The sequence below is a fragment of the Ensifer adhaerens genome (genome assembly GCF_013283195.1).
GTDB classification, from domain to species: Bacteria; Pseudomonadota; Alphaproteobacteria; order Rhizobiales; family Rhizobiaceae; genus Ensifer; species Ensifer adhaerens_G.
In genome coordinates this window covers 1,791,442-1,815,178 of sequence record NZ_JABEKT010000001.1, presented here as the reverse complement: position 1 = coordinate 1,815,178, position 23,737 = coordinate 1,791,442, and the positions used below count along the sequence as shown (strand labels likewise).

Sequence of the window (23,737 nt, the reverse complement as noted above, 5' to 3'; positions counted from 1 at the left end):
AACCCCGACATTACGGGATAGCTTTCTCCTGCCGCGTCACCGCAAGCACGATGATCAGGAAGCCGAAGATCGCAAAATCCCGCCAGAGCATCGGGCCGTAGGCACCCCATAGCGTCTCCAGAAGACCGATGGCTGCGGCGCCCAAGGCGGCGCAAAGCGGCGACGTCTGCCCGCCGATTGCCGCGATGAACAACACCTTGACCCCGAAGGTGAGCCCGGTGCCGAAATCCATGTTGCCATAATAGGACGCGGCCAGGATACCGCAGAAGGCGGCAGTCGATGCTGCCGCCCCATAGGCGACGATGTAGACACGGCCGGCGTCGATGCCGCAAAGGGCGGCGGCGCCACGATCCTCCGACACGGCTCGCCACGATCGGCCAGCGCGACTATGCGCCAGAAACCAGTGGCCGCCCGTTATCAGCGCCATCATCAACAGCGTGTTGAGCAACTGGATTACCGTCAGCGTCACCGGGAATTTCGGGTCGGACCAGAAGACGATGTTGCCGTTCAGAAACGGCGGAAGCCACAGGCTCCTGGTGTCCGAGGCCAGCCGCGCGGTCTCCATCAGCACCAGCAGACAGCCGAGCGAGGCGACGACGACGGTATTGGCGGACGAGAAGGCGAGCGGTCGCATCACGTAGCGCCCGGCGACAAGCCCTGCCCCGACGCCGAGCGTCAGGCCGGCGGCCGCCCCGACGCCAAGCGCTGCCGGCAGCACCAGCCACAGTTGGTTCCAGCCGAAATTGGCAAACAACACAAACATCTGCCCGGAGAAGGCAAAGAGCGCGCCATAGGTGAGATCGGCCCTGCGGGTCACGGCAAAGGCAATCGCATAGCCAAAGGCCAACGCGGCATAGAGCGCGGCGATCGGGACGGCATTGGCGATCTGCTGCAGGAAATAGAGCATGGCGCATCCGGAGCGTGACAACATCAATATAACTGGTAAAATCAGTTTTGCTAGTTAGGAATCACTGATGACCTTTACTTGGACCGCGCACCGATTTGCCGGCGGCGCACTGGCGCTGGATGTCGCCAACTCCGTGATTTTACGCTTCGATCCCGAAAGGCGCATCGATCGCTTTGCCGACGTCGCGGCGCTCGACGCCTTCGCCGTTGCCGCCAACCAATTCTGCGCCGAAAGCCCGCGCTTCGGCACACTGCTGCCTGTTTCCGAACGGAACCGCGGCAGGCTGCTGACGTTGCGCGAGGCGACGGATCGGCATTTTCGCGCAACTGTGGCGGGGGGACACCGGCCAGAGCTGATGGCCGACCTGCTGGAAGCAATCGCCTCGGTTCTGCGCGGTGCCGGCAACAAAGAACAGGCCCTTGCGCTCGATACCGCAACGGCCCATTCCGCCCTCAGCCTTGCCGCCAGTCCCGAGCCCGAGCGAATGAAGATCTGCCCCAATTGCGGCTGGCTGTTTCTGGACAGAAGCCGCAACCGCAGCCGCACCTGGTGCGACATGGCGGTCTGCGGCAATCGCAGCAAGGCCAGGCGCCACTATCACCGCAGCAAGGAGGAGGCTGGGGAATGACGAGGACGCTTGCAATACTTGCCGCGATGACGGCGACACTGCTGATGGCAGGCTGTCAGCGGGAGACCGGACCCGATCCCTTGAAGCTGACGGGCAAGATGTTCGTCTTCAACTACCGGCTTGCCTACGCCACCTACATGATCACGCTGAGCAAGCTCGAACCGGTGCCGGAGGGAAGCATCGTCGTTGCGACCTTCGAGAACCCGGCTGGCGGCGAACCTTTGACCCTGACGCGCAAGCTGTTTGCGAAGCTGGAAAAGGTGGTGCTGGAAAGCCCCGATATCACCTGCGTGAAGAAGGAAAGGCCCTATGCCGTGACGATCGAAGTCAAGGGCCCGGCTGGACAGGCGCTGCAGACGATCGAGACGACTGTCACTTCCGATATCGATCAGGACATGATGCCGGCGAAGGCGCTGGTCGAGGGCCCCGCCTATGACAAGAACCCGGCGGTCTTCAGGGATGGCAAGGCGCCGGAGCATTTTGAGACGGCCAAGTGCCCGACATGAAAAAACCGGAGCGTTTCCGCTCCGGTTCAATCTAATCAATTCAAGCCGTTATGGCCGGAAATGCAGATCTTGATTCAGCCAACGATTTCGGTGCCGGAGAACCAGTATGCGATTTCTTCAGCAGCCGTTGCCGGAGCGTCCGAACCGTGAACCGAGTTTTCGCCGATCGAAAGAGCGTGAACCTTGCGGATCGTGCCTTCGTCAGCGTTTGCCGGGTTGGTGGCGCCCATGATTTCGCGGTTCTTGGCGATGGCGTTTTCGCCTTCGAGAACCTGAACGATGGTCGGGCCGGAGGACATGGACTCGACGAGTTCGCCGAAGAACGGACGCTCCTTGTGAACGGCGTAGAAGCCTTCGGCTTCGCGGCGGCTCATCCAGACGCGCTTGGAAGCAACGACGCGCAGGCCGGCGTCTTCGAGCATCTTGGTGATGGCGCCGGTCAGGTTACGCTTCGTTGCGTCCGGCTTGATCATCGAAAAGGTACGTTCAATCGCCATTGGCTCAATCCCTTGTTTTCTTGAGAAGTGGCGGTTCATTAGCCGCCAATCCCGCGCAAAACAAGGGGGTTCGCTCACGATTCGCAGGCAGCGCTGCGGGTTTCACGCCGCTGTCACAGAGCGTCCGATGCCATCGTGCAGGTCGAGGCAACGCTCGAACCAGGAGGTTACCGGATCGCCCGGCGAAAGCAGCTGTTGCGGTGAGACGATGCGCGCCCACTGCAGGGCACCGAAGACGATGTAGTCGGCAAAGAGCGGACGATCGCCACCGAGATAGGGCTGAAACTTCAGCATATGGCGCAACGGCTCAAGCTTTTCGGCGAAGGTCGCAAGGGCAGCACCCCCGGTTTCAGCCACGGCCTCAAGCGATGCGCCGAAACGTGCCTCGCGGCTTTCCCGGAAATAGGCCCGATCGACCGGGTCGAGGCTGTCGTGGATATCCGTGATGACGATGCGGGCGATCGCCGGATGTAGTGTCGTCTGCGACCAGCCCTCGACGAAGCGAGCCATGGCCACGCCGCCAGGGCCGCCGAACAGCGACGGTCGATCCGGATAGTTCTCCTCAAGATAGACGGCAATCGCGAAACTGTCCTGCACCAGTTGGTCGCCGTCGCGCAGGAGCGGCACGAGCCTGGTCGCGCCCTCCTCCACCTTCGGGATCTCGGTAAATCCGACCGGCACGACATCGAAATCGAGCCCCTTGTGCGCAAGCGAAAGCTTGGTCTTCCAGACATGTGGCGAGAAGGGTCGTGCCCTGTCGGTACCGCAAAGCGAATAAAGCTTCCTGCTCACGTGATCTCCCGGCGAGAATGAATTGGCTTGTTCCATTGGATGCCAGACGGGCCGTACGATCAAATCATTAAATTTCATGGGTGGCATTCGCCACAGGAATGCGGATCTGCGTTAGCCTTGCCACTGAAAAGGAGAAACAGATGCTCGATCATTTTCGCATGTTCGCCGACTACAACAACTGGGCCAACCGCCGGCTCTACGCGGCAGCGGCAGAACTGCCCGACAGCGAACTGCGGCAGAGCACGGGTGCCTTCTTCGGTTCGGTCCTTGCGACGCTCAATCATATCCTCGCCGCCGATCGGATCTGGATGAAGCGCTTCACCGGCGAGGGTGACGCGCCGACAGTGCTGGATGCGATGCTCCATGACGATCTCGCCGGCCTTACCGGTGCACGCGAACGGGAAGATGCACGGATGATCACCTGGCTCGACGGGCTCGATGAGGCGCGGCTCGCGGCCAAATTCACCTACACGCCGCTCAGCAACCCGGTCAGCATCACGCAGACGCTCGGACCTACGCTGGCCCATGTCTTCAACCACCAGACCCATCATCGCGGCCAGCTGCATGCGACACTGACAGCGCTCGGCCGCCCGTCAGTTGTGCTGGATCTCGCGTTCTTTCTGCGGGCCGAAGGCGAGAAGTGGGCGGGATAAAGCGGCGCGCAGGGCGACCGGCCGCAGTCGGTCAAGCGACAGGCTCCCGCTCGCAGCTGTCTTGAGCAGCCGGCCTTGCAGCAGCCATGCGGCAAGGCCAAGTGCGATGCCGCCGGCGATCGACACCGTGGAGAACAGCACCGTCGGAAGCTGTCCCTGCAACGGCGCCAGCAACAGTTCCGGCACGAAACGATGCAGGATGTAGATATGGAAACCGGCAGCCGATAGCGGCAGCACGAGCTGCACGGTCCAGCGCGGCACGCTCACGCGGGGCGCATAGACCAGCACGACGAGCACGGCGATCAACAGCAGGTATTTGATCTTCGTGCCGATCCAGACACCCTCGTAAAGACCAAAGAACAGGAAGGCACCCGTTCCCGCCGATACCAGCAGCAGCCGCTGCAGATGCGTTTCGGCGATCGCCGCGCACCAGCCGATCACCGCGAGATAGAAGATCCATGGCAGGGTGAAAATCTGCCGGTTGCCGATTGGCCACAACAGCGGCAACGCCAGCCGGGCGGCCAGCGCCACCCCGAGCAAAAGCATGCCCGTCGCAAAGGCTCGCCGAACAGCAATCCGCCGGAAGCGCGGGATCGCAAACAGCGCAACGAAGACCAGCATCATCTGGCAATAGGCTTCGATGAACCAGTAGAGGTAAGGCACCATCCCACGTGTCTCCGGATCGGCAAATCCGAAATTGCCGACGAGAAAAACGGAGGCCCAGGGGACCTCGCCCCAAACGGCAGCGTAGGCGGCAACGATGAGATAATACGGCACAAGGATCTGCGCGAGCGGCCGCAGAATGGCAAGGCCGTCGCCCGCCAGAAGTGGCCCCATTTGGAATCGAGCAAGGCTGAAGCCGGCAAGGATGACCATGGCAGCCGACCCGCCCGGCAACGGCCACAGGGTCTCGTGATGAACAACGACGAGCAAGATCGCCAAGGCACGGATGATAAGATCCATTCCAATCCGCGTGGTGGTCGTCTCTCGCCTTTCCAGCGCGGCGAGCGTCGCAATCGGCATGGCCTCCCACATTTCCGGCGCTTGACCGAGCGCTTTCTCGAGACCGATCGAGAGCTGCACGAAACGCAGCGAATCTCCGCCAAGCGAGAGGAAACTGTCCTCTGGCTTCACCCTTGCAGGATAGAACACCTGTCGGAAAAGGCTCTCAATGCCTTGGCGATCGCCGTCGCCTGCCGCGACCGCCTGCTTTGCTGCAAGGTTCAATGCGGTGTAGTCGACCTTGCCCGACGGCAATCTCGGGATGTCCGGCACATGCGTGGCCCTGATATGGGCAAGTGTCAGGCCGCTCGCAGCCACGAGCAAGCGTCGCATGTCCTCCGGTTTGGCATCTCCCTCGAAAAAGGCATGCAATCCGTCGTCATCGCCGACGATCGCCGCGACGATGCCCCGCCGCTCCAGCGCCTGCTCGACGGCATCGTGGCCGATGCGCAGGCCGGCAATCTTGGACATGCGTTTCATGCGCCCGACGATACGGAAGAGACCATCTGTCTCGCGGACAGCCAGGTCGCCCGTACGCAGTTCCGCGAGGTCGGCACCGCGGGCCAGATCTTGGCGCGACGAGGCATAGCCCATCATGACATTCGGGCCGCGATAGACGAGTTCGCCGGAGACACCTGCACCGGCAATCGGTCGCCCCTGCTCATCCTCGATCGACAGGTTGCCTCCTGGAATGGCAATGCCGATCCGGTCTTCGTTGCCCGCAAGCCGAGACGGCGGCACGTAGGCGATGCGGGCCGTCGCTTCGGTCTGACCGTACATGACGAACAAGTTGGCGCCCTGGGCGCGAAGATGCTCGTCGTAGGCACGGACACGCTCGGGCGCCAGCCGTCCGCCGGCAACCGTCATGAAACGCAACTGCGGGAACGCACGATCGCGAAACCCGACCTTTTCCAGGAGTTCATAGGAATAGGGCACGCCGGAAAGATTGGTGCAGCCGCTCGCCGCAAGACCGTCGAGGAACCCCCGGTCAAGGATGGAGCCGTTGGGAACGTAGAGGCTGGCGCCGACGCTCAGATGGGCATTCAGCACGGAAAGGCCGTAGGAGTAATGCAGCGGCAGGATCAGACAGGCGCGGTCGTCGGCGCCAAGATCGAGATATTCGGCGATCGAGCGGGCATTGGCTGCAATATTGGCGATGGAAAGTCGCACCGCCTTGCAGCCACCTGTACTGCCCGAGGTCGACAGCAGGACGCTAAGGTTCGGATGAAGGGGCTCGTCGCTGCCGCAAAGATGTTCCGTTCGCCAGCGGCCGTCGATGCGGCGATAGGCGCAATCCGGCTCAAGCATGTCTGTCCAGGCTGGGTCGCCGGCACTGCGCGGTGCCTGCATGGCAACCACATGTCCGGCTCTCAGCGCCGCCAGATAGGCTATGATCGCGTGTTCGGAAAGCTCGGGCTCAAGCGTTACGAGCGCGCGGCTGCGCGGAAACAACGCGGCCTGACGGTCGACCCTCTCATGCAGTTCGCGGTAGCTCACGAGCCGCTGGCCGGGAAGAACCAGAGCGGCGCGTTCGCCCCATGTCGCCAGATCCGCAATGAACGAAGGGGGCATTGTCGAACCGCCACTCTGCATTCGAGCCTCCTGCCCGATTTAGCAAGGCGGCATATAATTGCTGACTGGCTCCGTCAACTATAAACATGAACTAAAATAGCAAGTTTCGACGGCCCTGCTCCGTTCGGTTGCGTCAACCTTGCCCTCGGTGAGATTCCGGCAACCATACCGCGCGGATTCGACCACCGCCGCGCTGCCTTCAGACTCCCTTAAATGCGGCCAGCCCATAGTGTCTGCAGATCCGACAAAGGCATCGAGGACGACCACGGAATGACCAGGCAAGCCGCCGCGAACACCAGCCGATCTCAGACGAAGAGCACCGCCATCATTCTGAAGGTGGCGCAGTCCATGTCTCAGCTCAGCATCGCGGCGCTGCCCCGCAATTATGAGCTTGTCTATGAAGCCTTGTCCGGCCGGTTGCCGCAGCTTTCGCGCGACCTTGCAGCGCTCGGCGCCACACCGAAGCAGGACGCCCTTGATGAACTTGGGCTCAAGCATCGCCTCATAGCCCATGGAGCGCTTGCTGCCGATCGAGCGAGGGCAACGGCTCAAGAAGAACTCAACGACCTTGCGCTGCAGCTGAGGCACAGCCTTGCGCAACGACATGCCTTCAGAAGCCAGCTTGACCGCTTCAAGATCCGCCTTACCTCAGATCCGGTTGCGGGCCTTACGGAGTTTGCCGATGACGCAGCAAGACTGCGAGATGCGGCCGGCTTGCTGATGAATGAGGAACAGGCGTTTCTGACAGCCGTGCAGTCAAGTGCCGAGCGCTTTGCAGCGCTGGAAGGCGCGTTCGCCGAAAGCCGCAAGCCGTTGAACCGAGACCCCGTCACCGGCCTGCCCAATCGCCTGGCCCTGTCGGCACGCTTGAAAACGCTGCTTGAATCGGAAGGTGAAACAGAGCCGGTTGCCCTGATCGTCGCGTCCGTCGAGGGGTTGCGCGGTCTTGCCGAGCAGCACGGCGCCGCCACCGCGGAAAAGGCGCTCGGCAAGCTTTCGACACTGTTTCGCAAGTCGATCAAGAAGAGCGACTTCGTTGCGCGCGTCGGCGGCCATGAGTTTGCGTTCCTCTGCAGCGATGTCACAGAGGAGAATGCTCAAGCGATTGCGCAACGCATCCGACAATCGGTGGAGGCGTTGCGCGTCGCCCTGCCCGGCCGCGCCTTCACGGCCGAAACGCTTTCGCTCGCGGCCGGGATCGCTGTGGCCCAGCCGATGGCGACGCCGTCCGATTTCATGCAGCAGGCAGAATTGGCACTTTCGGCCGCGCGCGCGGGTTCTCGCTCGGGCGTTCTCGTCTATTCGACGGAACTGGGCGGCAGGCGGGACAAGATCTATTCGCCGCACGCCGCCTGAGGCGCATCACAATCTCGATAATGCGCCTGCCGCGCTTCACGCGGTCGGTTTTGCGTGAACATGCCTTAGCCGCGTGCTCCTTTGCCTATGCGGCCTCTGCCTGCCGCTCATGGTCGATCATCCGGCTCGCGCCGATTTCGCAAGCCTTGTCACCAAGCAGACCGAGCAGACGATAGAGATCCGTGCGCTCCGCATCATTGAGCGTCGAGAAGAGCTCCTCGATCACCTGCCGACGGGGCTGAAGCGCCGCTTCCAGGCCGGCCCGACCGAGATCGGTAATCGAAATGATCTTCGCCCGCCGATCCTCGGGGTCCGGTTCGCGGACAACCATGCCGTCCCGCTCCAGTCCATCGATCGCCTCGGTCACCGTTCGCGGGGCAAAGCTGAGCGCCGAAGCGATGTCGGCACAGCGGCAAGGGCCAAGTTCACTGAGGTAAAACAGGAACTTACTGCGCGCGAGCGAGACGCCTTCTTCACTCATGGACGCATTCACCAGGCGATGGACGCGGTGATAGAGTTCAAAGAGCCTTTCTGCGACTTGAATTTTTTCTGTCATGGCAAATCACCTCGTTGGCAACGCCAAAACGAGATAACCCGGCCCCGCTTGGCGGGACCGGGTTATCTGGTCGTCCGTTGGGCGTTTGTTATTGGCTGTCCTGGCTGACCTTGCCGAATGCCTTTGCGTGGCCGTTGGCAATCGCACCGGTCGCTGCGGCATCAACCGACTTGTTCTCGATGCCGGCATAATAATCACCGCTTTCGGCCGTGCTTGCTGACACGCCTGCACCGGCAGAAGCGGCAGCGCGACCGGTAAACAGCGGCGCCGGGCTGACGCCTTCATAGTAGCTGCCGCCTGCAAAGGCCGCGGAAGCGCCGGCGAGCGTCGCTGCTGCAACGAGAAGCGTTGCGATGGACTTGGTCATGGGTCTGTTCCTTGATGGGGATGAAGTCTCATGGGGCTGAAAGCCCCATGACCGGCGACGGAATGCGCCTTAACGGGAGATACCCTGGTAGTATTCGCCTTCGCCGCCCTGCGCGACCCGCGGCTTGGCGTCGTAGTTGTAGACCGAGCCGGTGGCCGTGCGGTCGATATAGCCGGCTTCCGAACCGCGGATGTTCAAGGTGGAGCTACCGACGGCCTTGGGCGCGCGTTCGGTAAACAGCGGGGTCGGGCTGATGCCTTCGTAGTAGCTGCCGCCGGCAAAGGCGGCGGAGGCGCCACCGATGACGGCAGTTGCAACGAGGGCTGCGGCGAGTGCGGTGTGAACAGTGGTTTTCATCGTCTTGCTCCTGGGAGGCTCGTTCGATTGAACGAGGGGTTTGTCAAAACTACGTTTGGCCGGATCGGTCTTTGCTGGAACGCGGTGGCCTTGCCGATGGCGTTCAGTCGATCGAGGCGGTCGGAAGAGCCTTTCGCTGCCCTTCGATTAAACAGATGGTCCCTCACGATGAGGATGTGTAGTATCGATTGTCGGAACGCGTTGTTCATGAATTGATAACAATGGCCCCTTGAAAACTGCGAACCCCACCTCAAGACGCAGGCTCGAAACGGCAGCCGCCGCACAGCTCTTGCCTTCCGCCCTGACTCCGGGCAAAAGGCCGCAATGATCCAGATTTCCGGCCTTTCCGCCCGCATCGCGGGCCGTCTCCTCATCGAAAACGCATCCGTGACGCTGCCTGCAGGCACGAAGGCCGGGCTTGTGGGGCGAAACGGCGCCGGCAAATCGACGCTCTTCCGCATCATTACCGGCGAGTTCGCGTCGGAGGCCGGCACGATTGCGCTGCCGAAGAACGCGCGGATCGGCCAGGTGGCTCAGGAAGCGCCGGGCACCGAGGAGCCGCTGATCGAGATCGTGCTCAAGGCGGACAAGGAACGCACGGCGCTGGTCACCGAAGCGGAGACCGCGACCGATCCACACCGCATCGCCGAAATCCAGACACGGCTTGCCGACATCGGCGCTCACTCCGCCGAAGCGCGGGCCGCCAGCATTCTCGCCGGCCTCGGCTTCGACCACGAAGCACAGCTGCGTCCCGCCTCCTCCTTCTCCGGCGGGTGGCGAATGCGGGTGGCCCTTGCAGGCGTGCTCTTTTCCGAGCCGGACCTCTTGCTGCTCGACGAGCCGACCAACTATCTCGACCTTGAAGGCACGCTCTGGCTTGAGGATTACATTCGTCGCTATCCGCACACGGTCATCATCATCAGCCATGACCGCGACCTGTTGAATACGGCCGTCAACGCCATCGTGCATCTCGACCAGAAGAAGCTCACCTACTATCGCGGCCCCTACGACCAGTTCGAGCGGCAGAAGGCGGAAGCTGACGAGCTGCAGATGAAGGCGAAGGCCAAGAACGACGCGGCGCGAAAGCACCTTCAAAGCTTCATCGACCGCTTCAAGGCCAAGGCCACCAAGGCCCGTCAGGCACAGAGCCGTGTCAAGGCGCTGGAGCGCATGGGCACGATCGCCGCCGTGATCGAGGATCACGTCCAGGGCTTCTCCTTCCCCGACCCGGAAAAGGAAGCGGCTTCCCCGATCATCGCCGTCACCGGCGGCACCGTCGGATACGAGCCGGGCAAGCCGATCCTCAAGCGCCTGAACCTGCGCATCGACACCGACGACCGCATCGCCCTGCTCGGGTCGAACGGCAACGGCAAGTCGACCTTCGCCAAGTTCATTTCCGGACGGCTTGCGCCCGAATCCGGCGAATTGAAGATCGCCCCGAACCTCAAGGTCGGTTTCTTTGCACAGCACCAGCTGGACGATCTGATCCCGACACAAAGCGCCGTCGAACACGTGCGCCGTCGCATGCCGGAAGCGCCAGAAGCGAAAGTGCGTGCCCGCGTCGCGCAGATGGGCCTGGCGACCGAGAAAATGGAGACACCCGCCAAGGACCTGTCGGGCGGCGAAAAGGCGCGCCTGCTGATGGGCCTTGCCGCGTTCGACGCTCCGAACCTCCTGATCCTCGACGAGCCGACCAACCACCTGGATATCGACAGCCGCAATGCGCTGATCACGGCGCTCAACGACTATTCCGGTGCGGTGATCCTGATCTCGCACGATCGCCACCTGATCGAGGCGACCGCCGACCGGCTGTGGCTCGTGCGGGACGGGACGGTGACGAGCTACGACGGCGACCTCGAGGATTATCGGAGCCTGATCGTTGGGGGACCGAAGGCGAAGGAAGACAAGTCCAAGTCAGTCGGCGCGGACGATTCGCTGTCGAAGGCGGACCAGCGCAAAGCCAACGCGGACAAGCGCGCCTCGCTCGCCCCGTTGAGGAAAAAGATCAACGAAATCGAATCGCTGACGGGAAAACTGGAGAAAGTGATTCAAGCGCTCGACGCCGAACTCGCCAATCCTGCGCTCTATGAAAAGACGCCGGCCAAAGCTGCACAGAAGGCCAAGGAACGCTCCGACGCGGTCGAAAAACTTGCGCATGCAGAGGAACAGTGGCTCGAGCTCTCGTCCGAGTACGAAGAAGCGATGGCCAATTGATCCAACGCTTTCGAGCTGGCTCTTCCGGCGTGTGATCGCCGGTCAGCCGAGTTCGAAGGTGGTGATGCCGTAGATCCGGGCAAGTGGCAGGTCGGGCGCAATGCCTCGATACATCCGCGCCGTTTCGAAAACCGGTTTCATGTTGTAGCGCTCGCAGAGCCCCCGCGCCGAGGCGTTCGGCTCGGGAATGTCGAGATAGACCTCCTCGCCTTTCACCGTCGCGGCGAGCTTTCGAAACACCAGGTCGGCCACGGTCTCGCTTTCGGAAAAGAGCGGGCCTATCTTGTAGCCTTGGCGGCAGGATCGCAGCGTGCCGTAGCCGGAAACAGCACCGTCCCGAAACAGCACGATGCTTCGACGCGTCCGGCCAGGTCTCAGCCATTCGGTGAGAAAGGCGTCGCGCCGGGCCGGCATGAAGCGGCGGTCGTAGTCGATCAGCATCGGCGTGTGGACCGGCGCGACCTCGATCAGCTCGGTACCTGGAGGTTCGACCACGTCGACGATGCCGCCGTATCGGATGTTTGCGTGGGCGAGAACGAAGCCGGACCGGCGATAATTTTCCTGCTCGGCAACAACGCCGTCGAGACCGACGATGCGCTGCCCGGCCGCCGTCAGCGCCTGCTGCCACATCTGACCCCCGATGCCCTGCCGGCGAAACTCCGGCGCCGTTATGTAGAAACCGAGAAAGGCATAGGTCTCGTCATAGCGCACCAATGAGATGGAGGCTGCCAGCCTGTCCTCGCGCTCCGCCACCCAAAATCCTTCCGGATCCGCCGCCCAGAACGCCGCCGCATCGTCGAGCCCCGGGTTCCAGCCCTCGCGAGCCGCCCAATCGATGATGGCATCGAGCTCGTCGCGGCTGGCGTGGCGGATGTGCTGGTGCATGGTCTCTCCTCGTTCTGCCTGTTACCACTCGTGTCACGTTTGCTGACCATATTGATTGGCATCATGGATTGTAGAAGCTAGGGCACGGGAGGCCAGAGAGAATGGGGCCACTGCCGTTTGTTTTCGGCTCGGCGAACGGGACCAGCTTTTCTCGGCAGCGCTTGCCCGCGCCGCGCAATCTGCTACAAGAACCGGCAATAAATCATACTAATATGAGCGAAACACCATGCCTCCAATTCAAATCGCGCTTGTCGGCGTCGGCAAGATCGTTCGTGACCAGCATTTGCCTGCCATCGCCAAGAACGGCGACTACCGGCTGATTGCCGCGGCGAGCCGCCACGGCACCGTCGATGGCATCGATAACTTCAAGTCAATCGAGGCAATGCTGGAGGCCGTTCCCGCAATCGATGCGGTGTCGCTCTGCATGCCGCCGCAATACCGATACGAGGCGGCGCGCACTGCCCTTGAAGCGGGCAAGCACGTCTTCCTCGAAAAGCCGCCGGGCGCCACCTTGAGTGAGGTTGCAGACCTCGAATCGCTCGCTACTTCTAAGGGCCTTTCACTGTTTGCGAGCTGGCATTCGCGCTATGCGCCTGCCGTCGAGGCGGCAAAGTCGTTTCTCGCGGCAACGACAATCCGCGATGTGAAGATCGTCTGGAAAGAGGATGTGCGGCAGTGGCACCCGAACCAGGATTGGATCTGGGCAGCGGGCGGCCTCGGCATTTTCGATCCTGGTATCAATGCGCTCTCTATCGTCACGCATATCCTGCCGCGACCATTGTTCATTACCGCGGCCACGCTGGAGTTCCCGGAAAACCGCGATGCCCCGATCGCTGCCACGATCGCCTTCACCGACGCGGACAAGCTGGCGGTTTCGGCCGAATTCGATTGGCGCCAGACCGGCAAACAGAGCTGGGATATTGTAGCGCAGACCGACGCTGGCGAAATGGTGCTGTCGGAAGGCGGCGCGAAACTCTCAATCGACGGCAAGATCGTGCACGAGGAGCCGGAACAGGAATATCCGATGCTCTACAAGCGTTTCGCCGAAATCATCAGGGCCAAGACATCGGACGTCGATCTCGCGCCACTGCGCCACGTCGCCGATGCGTTCATGCTCGGACGACGCAAGTTCGTCGAAGCCTTCCACGACTAGAGCGTTTCCGGTTTAGACAGAGTCGCAGAAACGCTCTAGCACCTTGTTTTTACGCATTTCCTGACGGAAAACCGCTTCGCACTTTTCCTGGAAATGCTCTAGTCGCCGAGACGACGGCGAAAGAGAAAGCCCGCGGTTTCCTGCGGGCTTTTTCATGGTCAAGCATTGCGGATGTGTCGATCAGGCCTTCTTTTCCCATCGGCCATCACGGTTCTGCTGCCAATAGGTGAGGCTGTGGCCCTCACCTTTCAGCCGTTTCCAGTGCCCGCGGGCGGCTTCGAGCTGTTGCTGGTCGTAGCCGTCGAACATGAAGACGATTCGCTCATAGCTCTCGACCGGTGGCGGATTGGCGCCATCGACAAGGAAACGAACTGTTGCGGCGTTCTGGTTGCCTTCGTCGGCGACGAGGAGAACCGGCTGCTCGGCAGCAAGGTCCCCGGCGTCTGTCCCGTGCGGCAGGAAGCTTTCGTCCCGGTAGACCCAGAGATGTGTGTCGAGCGCATCGCGCCTCTCGGCATCGACCGTCTGCACCACCACTCTCCAGCCGCGCTCGACGCTCTTGTCGAGCAACGGCGGAAGTGCATCCTCGAGCTTCGATTCCGTCAGATGATAGAAAAGGATCTCGGTCATGCCGATCTCTCCACGGCCTTCGTCATCGCCTGCGATGCCGGTCAGGACTCGTAGCTCGCGCGGACCAACTCATCGAGCAGACGAACGCCGAAACCGGAGGCCCACGACTGATTGACTTCGTCAGTCGGCGACCCCATCGCGGTGCCGGCGACATCCAGGTGGGCCCAGGGCGTGTCCCCGACGAAGCGCTTCAGGAACTGCGCCGCGGTAATCGCACCGCCATAACGTCCACCGGTGTTTTTCATGTCGGCAAACTTGCTGTCGATCATCTTGTCGTATTCCTTGCCAAGCGGCATGCGCCAGAGGCGCTCCTGCGTGGCAATGCCGGCGGCCAGCAATTGGCCGGCCAGGCGGTCGTCATTGGAGAACAGGCCGGCGTGATGGGTGGCAAGCGCTACCATGATCGCGCCGGTCAGCGTTGCGAGGTCGATCATCGCCTGCGGCTTGAAGCGGTCGTTGCAATACCAGAGCGCATCGCACAACACGAGACGTCCCTCGGCATCGGTATTGATGACCTCGATCGTCTGTCCGGACATCGACGTCACGATATCACCCGGACGCTGCGCGCTGCCGTCGGGCATGTTTTCCACAAGGCCGATGATGCCAACGACATTGACCTTGGCGTGACGCGCCGCAAGCACGTGCATCAGGCCGGTAACGGCGGCGGCGCCGCCCATGTCGCCCTTCATCTCTTCCATGCCGGCAGCCGGCTTGATCGAGATGCCGCCGCTGTCGAACACGACGCCCTTGCCGATGAAGGCAACCGGGCGCTCCTTGGACTTGCCGCCCTTCCACTGCATCACGACCAGTCGCGGCGGGCGCGTCGAGCCCTGGGCAACGCCGAGAAGCGCGCCCATTCCCAGCTTCTTCATTTCCTTTTCGGTGAGGATCTCCACCTCGACGCCGAGCTTCTCCAGCTCCTTCGCCTTGGCGGCGAACTCCAGCGGACCGAGGACGTTTGCCGGCTCGTTGACCAGGTCGCGGGCAAGGAACACACCCTCGCCGACCGCCTGCGCCGTCGCAAAAGCTTTCTTCGCCGCAATCACCGCGCCGGTCACGATGGTGACCTTCACCGGCTTGCCCGGGGACTTGGCCTCATCATCGGCCTTTTTCGTCTTGTAGCCGTCGAAGTTGTAGGCGTTCATTTCCATACCGAGCGCGAAGTCGGCCGCCGCCTTGCCGCTGACTTCGAGATCGGGAACGTCGATGAAGATCGTAGCCTTTTCGGCCCCACGCAACTTCGCCGCTGCGGCACCACCTGCCTTCAGCCAATCGTGATCGGTCAATGCATCGGGGTTACCGAGGCCGAGCACGATGATCCGATCTGCGGGCGAGCCATGCGGCGCGAGGATATCGAGGGTGGAGAATGCCTTGCCGCTGAACTTCTTGATCTTCGCCGCCTTGGCCAGAACGCCTTCCGGATCGGCGACATCGGCGCCCGCTGCCTGTCCAACGGTCGCTTTCAACAGGATTGCAACACCACCCGCCGGGCGATGAGACTTGGCGAAGGTGAACTCAAATTTCATAGACATTACAAAACTCCGGGCATTTCTTGGTCTTACGCGCTCGCCCCTGTTACCGGGCGGTTACAGTGGCAAACATTCGCTGCGTCTGCCGCCGTCAAAGCTGTGGTCGGCACCCTTCTCGCTTTTCAACGGCTTGGCAAGATGCCCTCAGATGTTTACATGCGGTTAACCGAGGTTCTTCGCCTTAAATTATCCCAGTTGCTTTACCCTTTGAGCAATGCGGGAGATGAGACGAAAGCTCGGTTCCCGCTGATGGCGGCAGCAGAAACAGGCGTTTCGATGCAGCGATGCGGGACGGAAACATGAGCAGGAATTTGGACCGGAAACGGACATGAAGCTGATCGAACGCTACATTTTCCGGCGTGCCCTGACCATGTTCCTCGCGACACTTTTGCCGTTGCTCGGCATCGTGTGGACGACGCAGGCCCTGACCAACGTCAATCTGGTCACCGATAGCGGCCAGTCGGTCTTTGCGTTCCTCAAACTCGCGACGCTCATCCTGCCCTCGGTCGTACCGATCATTCTGCCGTTCGCGCTGGTCATCGGCGTGACCCAGACGCTGACGACGATGAACACCGATTCTGAACTGACGGTGCTGAATGCTGCCGGAAGCTCGCGCATGACGATCATCCGTCCGATCATCCTTCTCGCTGCCGGCCTGAGCGTCCTCTCCTTCGTGGTCGACAATTTTGTTGAGCCCTATTCGCGCGTCGCCGTGCGCAAAATGCTGGCAACGGCCAATGCGGACCTGCTTTCCTCGGTCGTCCAGGAGAATGCCTTCCGCAAGATTACCGACGGGCTTTATGTGCAGGTTGGCGGCCGACGCGGCGGTGGCGTGCTCGAAGGGATCTTCGTCGCCGATTCCCGCAACCCGGCTTTCGAGCTCGTCTATTATGCGCGCGAAGGTGCCGTGGACGAGAAGAGCTCGGCGCTGGTCATGAAGGACGGCGAAGTTCAGCGAAAGCTGCCCGACGGCGGCGTGTCGATCATCAAGTTCGATTCCTACGCCTTCGATCTCGCCGACATGACGAAGACGACGCGCGAAGCGACGATCCGTGCCAAGGATCGCGACCTTCCCAATCTTTTCAACCCGGACCCCAACGATCCCGTCTATCAGGGTAACCCGCTTGCCTTCACCGCCGAGCTGCACCGCCGCTTAACGGAATGGACGTTCCCGCTGCTGTTCGGCCTGATCGCGCTTGTCTTCTGCAGCGATGCCCGCTCGCACCGCGAGGCGCGAGTCCACCCGATGGTCAGCGCCCTCGGCTCCGCCTTGGTCATTCGCTGGATGACCTTCTATGCGGGCAACAGCGCCGAAGATTCGGTCTGGTTCGTTCCGCTGATGTATGTCGTTCCACTTGCCACCGGCGCGCTTGCCATTCACCAGCTCGCCAGCAACCGTCGGCTCGACATTCCCATGACCTGGCAGGAAAAGCTGTCCGAGTTGATGGTGCGCCTTCGCCTCGTGCGCCCGGCCCCTGACGGGAGCAACGCATCGTGATCTTCACCACCCTCGGTCGCTACTTCCTCACCCGTTACGTCGTCACAACCTTCTGGTTTCTGGTCGGTATCTTTTCGCTGGTCTTCATCATCGACTTCAGCGAACAGGCGAGCCGCCTGTCCAACCTTCCGCATTATTCGATAACGGCCGCGTTGCTGATCAGTGCCTTCCGGATCCCAACCATTCTGCAGCAGACCGTTCCCTTCGTCGCGCTTTTCTCTGCGATGGCCGCCCTGATCTCGCTCAACAGGCGTTACGAACTCGTGGTCACCCGGGCTGCGGGCATTTCGGTGTGGCAGTTCCTGCGTCCGTTTGTCCTTGGCGCCTTCCTGTTCGGCGTGCTCGCCGTGCTCGCACTCAACCCGCTGGCAGCCTGGGGTGCCAAGAAGGAAGAGGCCATGCTTGCCGCCCTTGGTTCGTCGCGGACCTCGGATGCCGGCTCGATCCCGTGGCTCAGACAGATCTACCAGGGCACCGATACAATCATTGGCGCCCGCTCGGTTCAGGACGGCGGCACGACGCTTGTCAACGTCACCGTCATCCACTTCGATCCACAGGGTTCGATCATTCTGAGACAGGATGCCGCCTCGGCGAAACTCGAAGATGGTTACTGGCTTCTTAACGACGTCGCGGAAACACGCAGCGGACAGCTGCCTCGTCGTCTGCAAACGGCACAACTGCGCACCAATTTGAAGCCGGAGTTTGTTCAGGAAAGGCTTGCAAAGGCTGATTCCATTCAGTTTTTCGACCTCCCTCGAAAGATCGAAGTGGCTCGCTCATTCGGCTTTTCGACCAACGGCATGGAAACCCAATTCCACTCCCTTTTGTCCTTGCCGCTGCTACTTGTCGCCATGACGCTGATTGCCGCGTGCGTGTCGCTGAAATTTAGCCGGTTCAACCAATCCCGCTCGGTAATTCTCGGTGGAATCCTATCGGGCTTCGTGCTTTATGTCGTCACCGTGCTTGTCAAAGCATTCGGGAGCAGCGGTATAGTGCCTCCTTTCGTTGCAGCCTGGTTGCCAGTTGTTGTAGCGATGGCGCTGGGCTCGACGATTCTTTTAAACCAGGAGGATGGCTAGTGGCGGCAGGCAACCGCAAACGTACAAAGCTGATCAACGCTGCCCTGTTCGCAGGCGTGGCGCTGCAGACACTTGCCATGGGAATGAGTGCGCCCGCGCTCGCGCAGCAGACTTCGGAGCGCCTTGATTCGCTGCGCCCGAACATGCCGGAAGATGCCAAGCTGCTTCTCTCCGCCAATGAGCTTGTCTACAACAAGGACGCCGAGAAGGTGATTGTGCGCGGCAACGTGCAGATCGACTACGGCGGTTACAAGATGGTGGCCCGGCAGGTCGAATACGACCAGAAGGCGGGCCGCATTCATGCCACCGGTGAAATCCAGCTGATCGAGCCGGGCGGCAATGTCGTCTACGCCGAAAAAATGGACGTGACCGACGACTTCGGCGACGGTTTCGTCGATGCCATGCGCATCGAGACGACGGATCTGACGCGGCTTGCCGCGACCAGCGGCGAGCGCCGGAACGGCGAAGAATTCATCCTCAACGAGGCCGTCTACACGGCCTGCACGCCGTGCACGACGAAGCCCGATCACCGTTCGCTGTGGCACATCAAGGCGCAACGCATTGTCCAGAATGGACGCACGCGCACGATCAAGCTGGAAAACGCCCGCTTCGAGCTCTTTGGTAAGCCGATCGCCTACATTCCGGTGATGGAGATTCCCGACCACACGGTAAAGCGCAAGAGCGGCTTCCTGTTTCCGAAGTTCCGCTACACGCAGAAGCTCGGCGCCGGCGTCGGCATTCCCTACTACTGGGCGATCTCGCCCCACATGGACGCGACGGCAACATTGACGGGTCTCAGCCGGCAGGGCTTCCTGCTGGAAGGTGAGTTCCGCCAGAGATTCCACAACGGCCTTCACACCTTGAGCGTTGCCGGCATCAGCCAGCTCGACAGGAGCCGGTTTACGCCCGGCACGGTCGATGCGCTCGAAACCAATCGCGGCATGATCGCCTCCAAGGGCGAATTCGAGATCAATCCGCGCTGGACGTTCGGCTGGAATGTCCTCGTCCAGTCCGACAACAACTTCGCCAAGACCTATGAACTGTCGACGTTCGACGGAACGACCTATGTCAACCAGGCCTACCTGACCGGCCTTGGCAAGCGGAACTATTTCGACCTGCGCGCCTTCTATTTCGACATTCAGGACGCGGACGCAAGCAGCGTTGCTGAAAACCAGCAGCCGGCAGCACAGGTTCTGGACTATTCCTACAAGGCGCCTCAGCCGGTTCTGGGCGGCGAACTTTCGGCAACGGTGAACCTCACCAACATAAAGCGCAACCGGCTCGACCTCGATTCCATTCCAGGCGTGGTCAATCGGTACCGTGGCCTCGAAGGAACGACGCATCGCCTGACTGCGGAACTCGAATGGAAGCGGACCTACATCGCTCCGGGCGGGATCGTCCTGACGCCGTTGCTGGCCGCCCGCGGTGACGCGCTCGGCCTGAACATGACGGACCCGGGTGCCGGCTATACGGGGGACTTCAACAACAGCGATGCCGCCACGCGGCGCATGCTGACGGCAGGCCTCGAGGCGCGCTACCCGATCCTGTTCGTGGGCGACAATAGCAGCCACGTCCTCGAGCCGATCGCCCAGGTCTATGCCCGTCCCAACGAGCAATATGCCGGCGGCCTGCCCAACGAGGATGCGCAGAGCTTCGTCTTCGACGCGACGAACCTGTTCGATCGCGACAAGTTTTCGGGCTTCGATCGCATCGAAGGCGGCACCCGCGCCAATGTCGGTCTTCGCTATACCGGGACATTCGACAGCGGCTACGGCTTGCGCGGCATCGTCGGTCAATCCTACCATCTCGGCGGCCTGAACTCGTTCGCAACGGACGACCTGGTCAAGGCGGGGGCGAATTCAGGCCTCGAAAGCAACCGGTCCGACTACGTCGCCATGCTCGGTATCGATGCGCCGTCTGGCCTGATGGCAAACCTTTCCGGCCGTCTCGACGAAGAGGATTTGGCTCTGCGCCGCGCCGATGCCACCGTCGGCTATCTCGGCCTGACCTGGCAGGCAGCCATGACCTATACGCGCATTGAGGCGCAGCCGCTTTATGGCTCGCAAAGCAATCAGGACGAAATCCAGACCGCGGCAGCCTACCGGTTCCATGACTACTGGTCGGTCTTCGGCGCGATAACCTACGACATCAACAACGATGTCATTTCGCGCAACGGCTTCGGCATCACCTATGACGATCAGGACACGCTGTTCTCGCTCGTCTACAAGCAGGAACGCGATACCGACAGCACGATTGCAAACGACTGGTCGATCGGTGCCCGCATCAGCTTCCGTACACTCGGCGACGTCAATGTCGGCGACACCAAGTTCGAAGAGCTGGACTACTATTGATACGCTTTAGCCGGAGGGGCATTCGCCAAAGGATTGCCCCTCCACCCGCTATCGGGCCGGCCAAACGGTCTTGTCATCGTTTGGCCGCATGTATTATGCATTCCCTCCGACAAGATAGAGCAACGGCGTGAGCCGGGATGCGGATCGAAGCACCACGTTTCGACCGCGCCAAGGACAGGAAAAGATGATGGGCGGGAAAATGTCGATCTTGAGGACGCTTTCGGTAATGGCTTTGGCCGGCAGCCTGAGCATTGCCGTTTGCGCCAGCGCGCAGGCTGCGAGCCAGGTGAAGGTAACGGTCAACAACACCGTGATCACCTCCGGCGACATTGCCAAGCGCGTCGCCTTCCTTCGCCTGCAACGCCAGGGCGGCAGTGCAGAGGAAGCCAAGAAGCAACTCGTCGACGAAGTATTGAAGCGCGCAGAAATCGCACGGATCGGCCAGTCGGTCAGCACGCAGGACGTGGACGCGGCCTTTGCGCGCTTTGCGGCCGGCAACAAGCTCTCTCCCGAGCAGCTTGGCAAGATCCTCGACCAGGCCGGTGTTGGCTCCGAACACTTCAAGCAGTTCATCGCCGTGCAGATGAGCTGGCCGCGCGCCGTCAATTTCCGCTTCGGTAGTGGAAACCGCCTGCAGGGCGCCGATCTCGTCAAGCGGATGATGGAAGGCGGCGGCAACAAGCCGGTCACGACCGAATACTATTTCAAGCAGGTCATCTTCGTCATTCCGGAGAAGAAGCGCGGCGCCATCACCGGCAAGCGTCAAGCGGAAGCCAACGCAGCGCGTGCTCAGTTCCCGGGATGCGATACGGCAAAGGTTTTTGCGGCGAACTATCGCGACGTTTCCATTCGCGATCTCGGCCGCATGCTGGCCCAGCAATTGCCGGACGAATGGAAGCCACTTGTCGAGAAGGCCGGCGACGGCAACACGACGGGAACGCGCGTGACCGAAAAGGGCGTCGAGTTTCTCGCCATCTGCAAGAAGCGCCAGGTCAATGATGACACCGCAGCCGAAATCGTCTTCCGCGCCGAGGACCTCGGCAAGAAGAAGGCCGGCGGCGAAGATCCGAACAGCGAAAAATATATCGAGGAACTGCGCAAGAAGGCGCAGATCGTCAACAAGTAAGATCAGCGGGCAAAAATGCGCGATACGACCGGCGGGCCCCTCGCCCTGACCATGGGCGATCCTGCCGGGATCGGGTTGGACCTTAGCCTGACCGCGTGGCTTGGTCGCCGCGAACGCTCGACACCGCCGTTCCTTTTCATCGGCGATCCCGCCGCTCTGGCCGCCAGAGCCGACTTGCTAGGCCATGCGGTCTCGATCCGCGAGACCGATTGTGCGAACGCAGTCTCCCATTTTGATGATGCCCTGCCCGTTCTGCCCGTGCGCTGCATGGCTCCCGTCATCGCTGGCGAGGCAAATTCTGCCAACGCGCCGGCCGTAACGGGTGCCATCGACACGGCGGTGCGGCTGGTCATGAATGGCGAAGCTTCGGCGGTGGTCACGAACCCCATTGCCAAGGCCGTGCTCTATCTCGCCGGCTTTCGCTTTCCGGGCCATACCGAGTACCTGGCGGATCTCGCAGAGAAGGCCACCGGCGAAACCCTGTTGCCGGTGATGATGCTGGCCGGCCCCAAGCTTCGGGCCGTGCCTGTCACGATCCACATCCCACTAAAAGACGTTCCGGCCCAGCTCACAGCTGACTTGATCTACCGGACCTGCACAATCACCGCCACCGACCTTCGCACGCGCTTCGGCATCCACAAGCCGAAGCTGGCGATCGCCGGGCTCAATCCGCATGCAGGTGAAGGCGGAGCCCTGGGCGCCGAGGACGATGCAATCATCCGTCCGGTCGTCGAGCGGTTGCGCGCGGAAGGCATCAACGCCACCGGGCCACTGCCCGCCGATACAATGTTTCACGACCGGGCGCGCGCGACCTACGACGTCGCGATCTGCATGTACCACGATCAGGCGCTGATCCCGGCCAAGGCACTTGGTTTCGACGACAGCGTCAACGTCACGCTTGGCCTTCCCTTCATCCGTACGTCGCCCGACCACGGTACTGCTTTCAGTCTCGCCGGCAAGGGTATCGCCCGTGACGACAGCCTGTTCGCGGCCCTGACACTCGCGGCAGAGCTTTCCAATAATACCGCAGGAGTTATCGTCTGATGGCCGCTCTCGACGGACTCCCGCCGCTACGGGACGTAATTCAGCGTCATGGCCTCGACGCCAAGAAGGCGCTTGGGCAGAACTTCCTGCTCGACCTCAATCTCACCCAGAAGATCGCCCGGACGGCCGGGGCGCTCGAGGATGTGACGGTCATCGAGGTCGGACCTGGGCCAGGCGGACTGACACGTGCGATCCTGGCGCTGGGCGCAAAGAAGGTGGTGGCGATCGAGCGGGATTCCCGTTGCCTGCCAGCACTTGCCGAAATCTCCGATCACTATCCGAACCGGCTTGAGGTCATCGAAGGCGATGCGCTGAAGATCGATTTCGAGGCAATCAGCGGTGGCGGCCCCGTCAAGATCATTGCCAACCTGCCTTACAATGTCGGCACGCAGCTTCTCGTCAACTGGCTCCTGCCAAAGACTTGGCCCCCCTTCTGGCAATCGCTGACGCTGATGTTCCAGCGCGAGGTGGGCTTGCGGATCGTCGCTGATGCGGACGACGATCACTACGGTCGCCTGGGTGTTCTGTGTGGCTGGCGGACGAATGCCCGCATGGCCTTCGACGTGCCGCCCCAGGCTTTCACGCCACCACCAAAGGTGACATCTTCGGTGGTGCATCTGGAGCCGATTGCCAATCCTATCCCGTGCGCGGTGACCTCGCTCGAAAGGGTCACTCATGCCGCCTTCGGCCAACGTCGCAAGATGCTCCGGCAGAGCCTGAAGCCGCTTGGTGGCGAAGCGCTGCTGGCAAAAGCCGAGATTGATCCGCAGCGGCGCGCGGAAACGCTTTCCGTGGAAGAATTCTGCCGACTGGCGAACTGCCTTTAGCCTCTTGCGGGCAAACGGCTCTTTAGGTTCTGGTTCAGCGCCCTGAGCGCTACCGGTGAAACAGATTCACCAAGACGCTCTATCGCTTTGTTTCCATGCGTTTCCTGACGGAAAGCCGTCATGATACTTTTCGCAGAAAAAGCTTCGCGTGCGTCGTCGCGCACATGCTTGTCGGACAACCGTTGCCGGGTGAGCGGCCGGTATTGCC

The 23,737-nt window shown here is 61.5% G+C and carries 22 protein-coding genes; 12 read left to right on the top strand and 10 right to left on the bottom strand.

Annotated features, from left to right (window positions below):
* Nucleotides 1-10: 10 nt before the first annotated feature.
* Nucleotides 11-907 carry a branched-chain amino acid ABC transporter permease gene (locus tag LPJGGPFB_RS08570; RefSeq protein WP_173419586.1) on the bottom strand — a complete coding sequence of 299 codons (897 nt, stop codon included), beginning with the start codon at nt 905-907 and terminating at the stop codon, nt 11-13.
* A gap of 67 nt (nt 908-974) precedes the next feature.
* On the opposite strand from LPJGGPFB_RS08570, the gene LPJGGPFB_RS08565 reads away from it, so the two are divergent.
* Together LPJGGPFB_RS08565 and LPJGGPFB_RS08560 are read left to right on the top strand one after the other, a co-directional pair.
* On the top strand, nt 975-1,535 hold the full coding sequence (locus LPJGGPFB_RS08565) for a CGNR zinc finger domain-containing protein (RefSeq protein ID WP_173419585.1): 561 nt from the start codon (nt 975-977) through the stop codon (nt 1,533-1,535).
* Entirely contained in the window at nt 1,532-2,041 is a 510-nt protein-coding gene (locus LPJGGPFB_RS08560) for a hypothetical protein (protein ID WP_173419584.1), read from the top strand. Before LPJGGPFB_RS08565 ends, LPJGGPFB_RS08560 begins: the two co-directional genes overlap by 4 nt.
* Before the next feature lie 74 nt (nt 2,042-2,115).
* On the opposite strand, the gene ndk is transcribed toward LPJGGPFB_RS08560, so the two are convergent.
* Entirely contained in the window at nt 2,116-2,538 is a 423-nt protein-coding gene (gene ndk, locus LPJGGPFB_RS08555) for a nucleoside-diphosphate kinase (RefSeq protein ID WP_025426476.1), read from the bottom strand.
* A 102-nt stretch (nt 2,539-2,640) separates the two neighbouring features.
* Nucleotides 2,641-3,330: a glutathione S-transferase N-terminal domain-containing protein gene (locus LPJGGPFB_RS08550; RefSeq protein ID WP_173419583.1), complete on the bottom strand. Its 690-nt coding sequence runs from the start codon at nt 3,328-3,330 to the stop codon at nt 2,641-2,643.
* 140 nt (nt 3,331-3,470) lie between these two features.
* On the opposite strand from LPJGGPFB_RS08550, the gene LPJGGPFB_RS08545 reads away from it, so the two are divergent.
* Nucleotides 3,471-3,983, top strand: coding sequence for a DinB family protein (locus LPJGGPFB_RS08545; RefSeq protein ID WP_173419582.1), 513 nt, complete (start codon nt 3,471-3,473; stop codon nt 3,981-3,983).
* On the opposite strand, the gene LPJGGPFB_RS08540 is transcribed toward LPJGGPFB_RS08545, so the two are convergent.
* Nucleotides 3,924-6,578 carry an AMP-binding protein gene (locus LPJGGPFB_RS08540; RefSeq protein ID WP_173419581.1) on the bottom strand — a complete coding sequence of 885 codons (2,655 nt, stop codon included), beginning with the start codon at nt 6,576-6,578 and terminating at the stop codon, nt 3,924-3,926. The genes LPJGGPFB_RS08545 and LPJGGPFB_RS08540 overlap by 60 nt on opposite strands.
* A gap of 249 nt (nt 6,579-6,827) precedes the next feature.
* Here LPJGGPFB_RS08540 and LPJGGPFB_RS08535 point away from each other — a divergent pair, with 249 nt between their 5' ends.
* Nucleotides 6,828-7,913 carry a GGDEF domain-containing protein gene (locus tag LPJGGPFB_RS08535; protein WP_173419580.1) on the top strand — a complete coding sequence of 362 codons (1,086 nt, stop codon included), beginning with the start codon at nt 6,828-6,830 and terminating at the stop codon, nt 7,911-7,913.
* An 85-nt stretch (nt 7,914-7,998) separates the two neighbouring features.
* On the opposite strand, the gene LPJGGPFB_RS08530 is transcribed toward LPJGGPFB_RS08535, so the two are convergent.
* From LPJGGPFB_RS08530 to LPJGGPFB_RS08520, 3 genes are all read right to left on the bottom strand, one after another.
* Nucleotides 7,999-8,469 carry a MarR family winged helix-turn-helix transcriptional regulator gene (locus tag LPJGGPFB_RS08530; protein WP_173419579.1) on the bottom strand — a complete coding sequence of 157 codons (471 nt, stop codon included), beginning with the start codon at nt 8,467-8,469 and terminating at the stop codon, nt 7,999-8,001.
* A gap of 88 nt (nt 8,470-8,557) precedes the next feature.
* Nucleotides 8,558-8,836, bottom strand: a complete 279-nt coding sequence (locus LPJGGPFB_RS08525; RefSeq protein ID WP_173419578.1) for a hypothetical protein — start codon at nt 8,834-8,836, stop codon at nt 8,558-8,560.
* A 69-nt stretch (nt 8,837-8,905) separates the two neighbouring features.
* Nucleotides 8,906-9,193 carry a hypothetical protein gene (locus LPJGGPFB_RS08520; RefSeq protein WP_173419577.1) on the bottom strand — a complete coding sequence of 96 codons (288 nt, stop codon included), beginning with the start codon at nt 9,191-9,193 and terminating at the stop codon, nt 8,906-8,908.
* 324 nt (nt 9,194-9,517) lie between these two features.
* Between LPJGGPFB_RS08520 and LPJGGPFB_RS08515 the strand changes: the two genes are divergently transcribed.
* Entirely contained in the window at nt 9,518-11,407 is a 1,890-nt protein-coding gene (locus tag LPJGGPFB_RS08515) for an ABC-F family ATP-binding cassette domain-containing protein (protein WP_173419576.1), read from the top strand.
* Nucleotides 11,408-11,449: 42 nt separating this feature from the next.
* Here LPJGGPFB_RS08515 and LPJGGPFB_RS08510 read toward each other — a convergent pair whose 3' ends face one another.
* Nucleotides 11,450-12,292 (bottom strand): GNAT family N-acetyltransferase, encoded by an 843-nt coding sequence (locus LPJGGPFB_RS08510; protein WP_173419575.1) that lies wholly within the window; start codon nt 12,290-12,292, stop codon nt 11,450-11,452.
* Between the two features lie 226 nt (nt 12,293-12,518).
* On the opposite strand from LPJGGPFB_RS08510, the gene LPJGGPFB_RS08505 reads away from it, so the two are divergent.
* Complete coding sequence (locus LPJGGPFB_RS08505; RefSeq protein WP_173419574.1) at nt 12,519-13,445, top strand: Gfo/Idh/MocA family protein; 927 nt, start codon at nt 12,519-12,521, stop codon at nt 13,443-13,445.
* A gap of 180 nt (nt 13,446-13,625) precedes the next feature.
* On the opposite strand, the gene LPJGGPFB_RS08500 is transcribed toward LPJGGPFB_RS08505, so the two are convergent.
* The gene (locus tag LPJGGPFB_RS08500) at nt 13,626-14,075 is read right to left on the bottom strand and encodes a DNA polymerase III subunit chi (RefSeq protein WP_173419573.1); all 450 of its coding nucleotides are present in this window, start codon (nt 14,073-14,075) and stop codon (nt 13,626-13,628) included.
* Between the two features lie 41 nt (nt 14,076-14,116).
* Nucleotides 14,117-15,607, bottom strand: coding sequence for a leucyl aminopeptidase (locus LPJGGPFB_RS08495; protein WP_173419572.1), 1,491 nt, complete (start codon nt 15,605-15,607; stop codon nt 14,117-14,119).
* Nucleotides 15,608-15,932: 325 nt separating this feature from the next.
* Between LPJGGPFB_RS08495 and lptF the strand changes: the two genes are divergently transcribed.
* The 6 genes from lptF (at nt 15,933) to rsmA (ending at nt 23,529) form a co-directional block, all read left to right on the top strand.
* Nucleotides 15,933-17,102: an LPS export ABC transporter permease LptF gene (lptF, locus tag LPJGGPFB_RS08490; protein WP_173419571.1), complete on the top strand. Its 1,170-nt coding sequence runs from the start codon at nt 15,933-15,935 to the stop codon at nt 17,100-17,102.
* Complete coding sequence (gene lptG, locus LPJGGPFB_RS08485) at nt 17,099-18,181, top strand: LPS export ABC transporter permease LptG (protein WP_173419570.1); 1,083 nt, start codon at nt 17,099-17,101, stop codon at nt 18,179-18,181. Before lptF ends, lptG begins: the two co-directional genes overlap by 4 nt.
* Nucleotides 18,181-20,532, top strand: coding sequence for an LPS assembly protein LptD (locus tag LPJGGPFB_RS08480; protein WP_173419569.1), 2,352 nt, complete (start codon nt 18,181-18,183; stop codon nt 20,530-20,532). Before lptG ends, LPJGGPFB_RS08480 begins: the two co-directional genes overlap by 1 nt.
* Before the next feature lie 184 nt (nt 20,533-20,716).
* Nucleotides 20,717-21,658 carry a SurA N-terminal domain-containing protein gene (locus LPJGGPFB_RS08475; protein WP_173419568.1) on the top strand — a complete coding sequence of 314 codons (942 nt, stop codon included), beginning with the start codon at nt 20,717-20,719 and terminating at the stop codon, nt 21,656-21,658.
* A gap of 15 nt (nt 21,659-21,673) precedes the next feature.
* A complete protein-coding gene (gene pdxA, locus LPJGGPFB_RS08470) occupies nt 21,674-22,702 on the top strand; it encodes a 4-hydroxythreonine-4-phosphate dehydrogenase PdxA (protein WP_173419567.1) in 1,029 nt (342 codons plus the stop codon).
* Entirely contained in the window at nt 22,702-23,529 is an 828-nt protein-coding gene (gene rsmA, locus LPJGGPFB_RS08465) for a 16S rRNA (adenine(1518)-N(6)/adenine(1519)-N(6))-dimethyltransferase RsmA (RefSeq protein WP_173419566.1), read from the top strand. The genes pdxA and rsmA overlap by 1 nt, the downstream gene beginning before the upstream one ends.
* The last annotated feature ends 208 nt before the right edge of the window (nt 23,530-23,737 follow it).

Excerpts from the sequence above, each read along its gene's own strand:
- LPJGGPFB_RS08570 (WP_173419586.1), bottom strand. The coding sequence starts at position 907 with ATGCTCTATTTCCTGCAGCAGATCGCCAATGCCGTCCCGATCGCCGCG.
- LPJGGPFB_RS08565 (WP_173419585.1), top strand. The coding sequence starts at position 975 with ATGACCTTTACTTGGACCGCGCACCGATTTGCCGGCGGCGCACTGGCG.
- LPJGGPFB_RS08560 (WP_173419584.1), top strand. The coding sequence starts at position 1,532 with ATGACGAGGACGCTTGCAATACTTGCCGCGATGACGGCGACACTGCTG.
- ndk (WP_025426476.1), bottom strand. The coding sequence starts at position 2,538 with ATGGCGATTGAACGTACCTTTTCGATGATCAAGCCGGACGCAACGAAG.
- LPJGGPFB_RS08545 (WP_173419582.1), top strand. The coding sequence starts at position 3,471 with ATGCTCGATCATTTTCGCATGTTCGCCGACTACAACAACTGGGCCAAC.
- LPJGGPFB_RS08540 (WP_173419581.1), bottom strand. The coding sequence starts at position 6,578 with ATGCAGAGTGGCGGTTCGACAATGCCCCCTTCGTTCATTGCGGATCTG.
- LPJGGPFB_RS08535 (WP_173419580.1), top strand. The coding sequence starts at position 6,828 with ATGACCAGGCAAGCCGCCGCGAACACCAGCCGATCTCAGACGAAGAGC.
- LPJGGPFB_RS08530 (WP_173419579.1), bottom strand. The coding sequence starts at position 8,469 with ATGACAGAAAAAATTCAAGTCGCAGAAAGGCTCTTTGAACTCTATCAC.
- LPJGGPFB_RS08525 (WP_173419578.1), bottom strand. The coding sequence starts at position 8,836 with ATGACCAAGTCCATCGCAACGCTTCTCGTTGCAGCAGCGACGCTCGCC.
- LPJGGPFB_RS08520 (WP_173419577.1), bottom strand. The coding sequence starts at position 9,193 with ATGAAAACCACTGTTCACACCGCACTCGCCGCAGCCCTCGTTGCAACT.
- LPJGGPFB_RS08515 (WP_173419576.1), top strand. The coding sequence starts at position 9,518 with ATGATCCAGATTTCCGGCCTTTCCGCCCGCATCGCGGGCCGTCTCCTC.
- LPJGGPFB_RS08510 (WP_173419575.1), bottom strand. The coding sequence starts at position 12,292 with ATGCACCAGCACATCCGCCACGCCAGCCGCGACGAGCTCGATGCCATC.
- LPJGGPFB_RS08505 (WP_173419574.1), top strand. The coding sequence starts at position 12,519 with ATGCCTCCAATTCAAATCGCGCTTGTCGGCGTCGGCAAGATCGTTCGT.
- LPJGGPFB_RS08500 (WP_173419573.1), bottom strand. The coding sequence starts at position 14,075 with ATGACCGAGATCCTTTTCTATCATCTGACGGAATCGAAGCTCGAGGAT.
- LPJGGPFB_RS08495 (WP_173419572.1), bottom strand. The coding sequence starts at position 15,607 with ATGTCTATGAAATTTGAGTTCACCTTCGCCAAGTCTCATCGCCCGGCG.
- lptF (WP_173419571.1), top strand. The coding sequence starts at position 15,933 with ATGAAGCTGATCGAACGCTACATTTTCCGGCGTGCCCTGACCATGTTC.
- LPJGGPFB_RS08475 (WP_173419568.1), top strand. The coding sequence starts at position 20,717 with ATGATGGGCGGGAAAATGTCGATCTTGAGGACGCTTTCGGTAATGGCT.
- pdxA (WP_173419567.1), top strand. The coding sequence starts at position 21,674 with ATGCGCGATACGACCGGCGGGCCCCTCGCCCTGACCATGGGCGATCCT.
- rsmA (WP_173419566.1), top strand. The coding sequence starts at position 22,702 with ATGGCCGCTCTCGACGGACTCCCGCCGCTACGGGACGTAATTCAGCGT.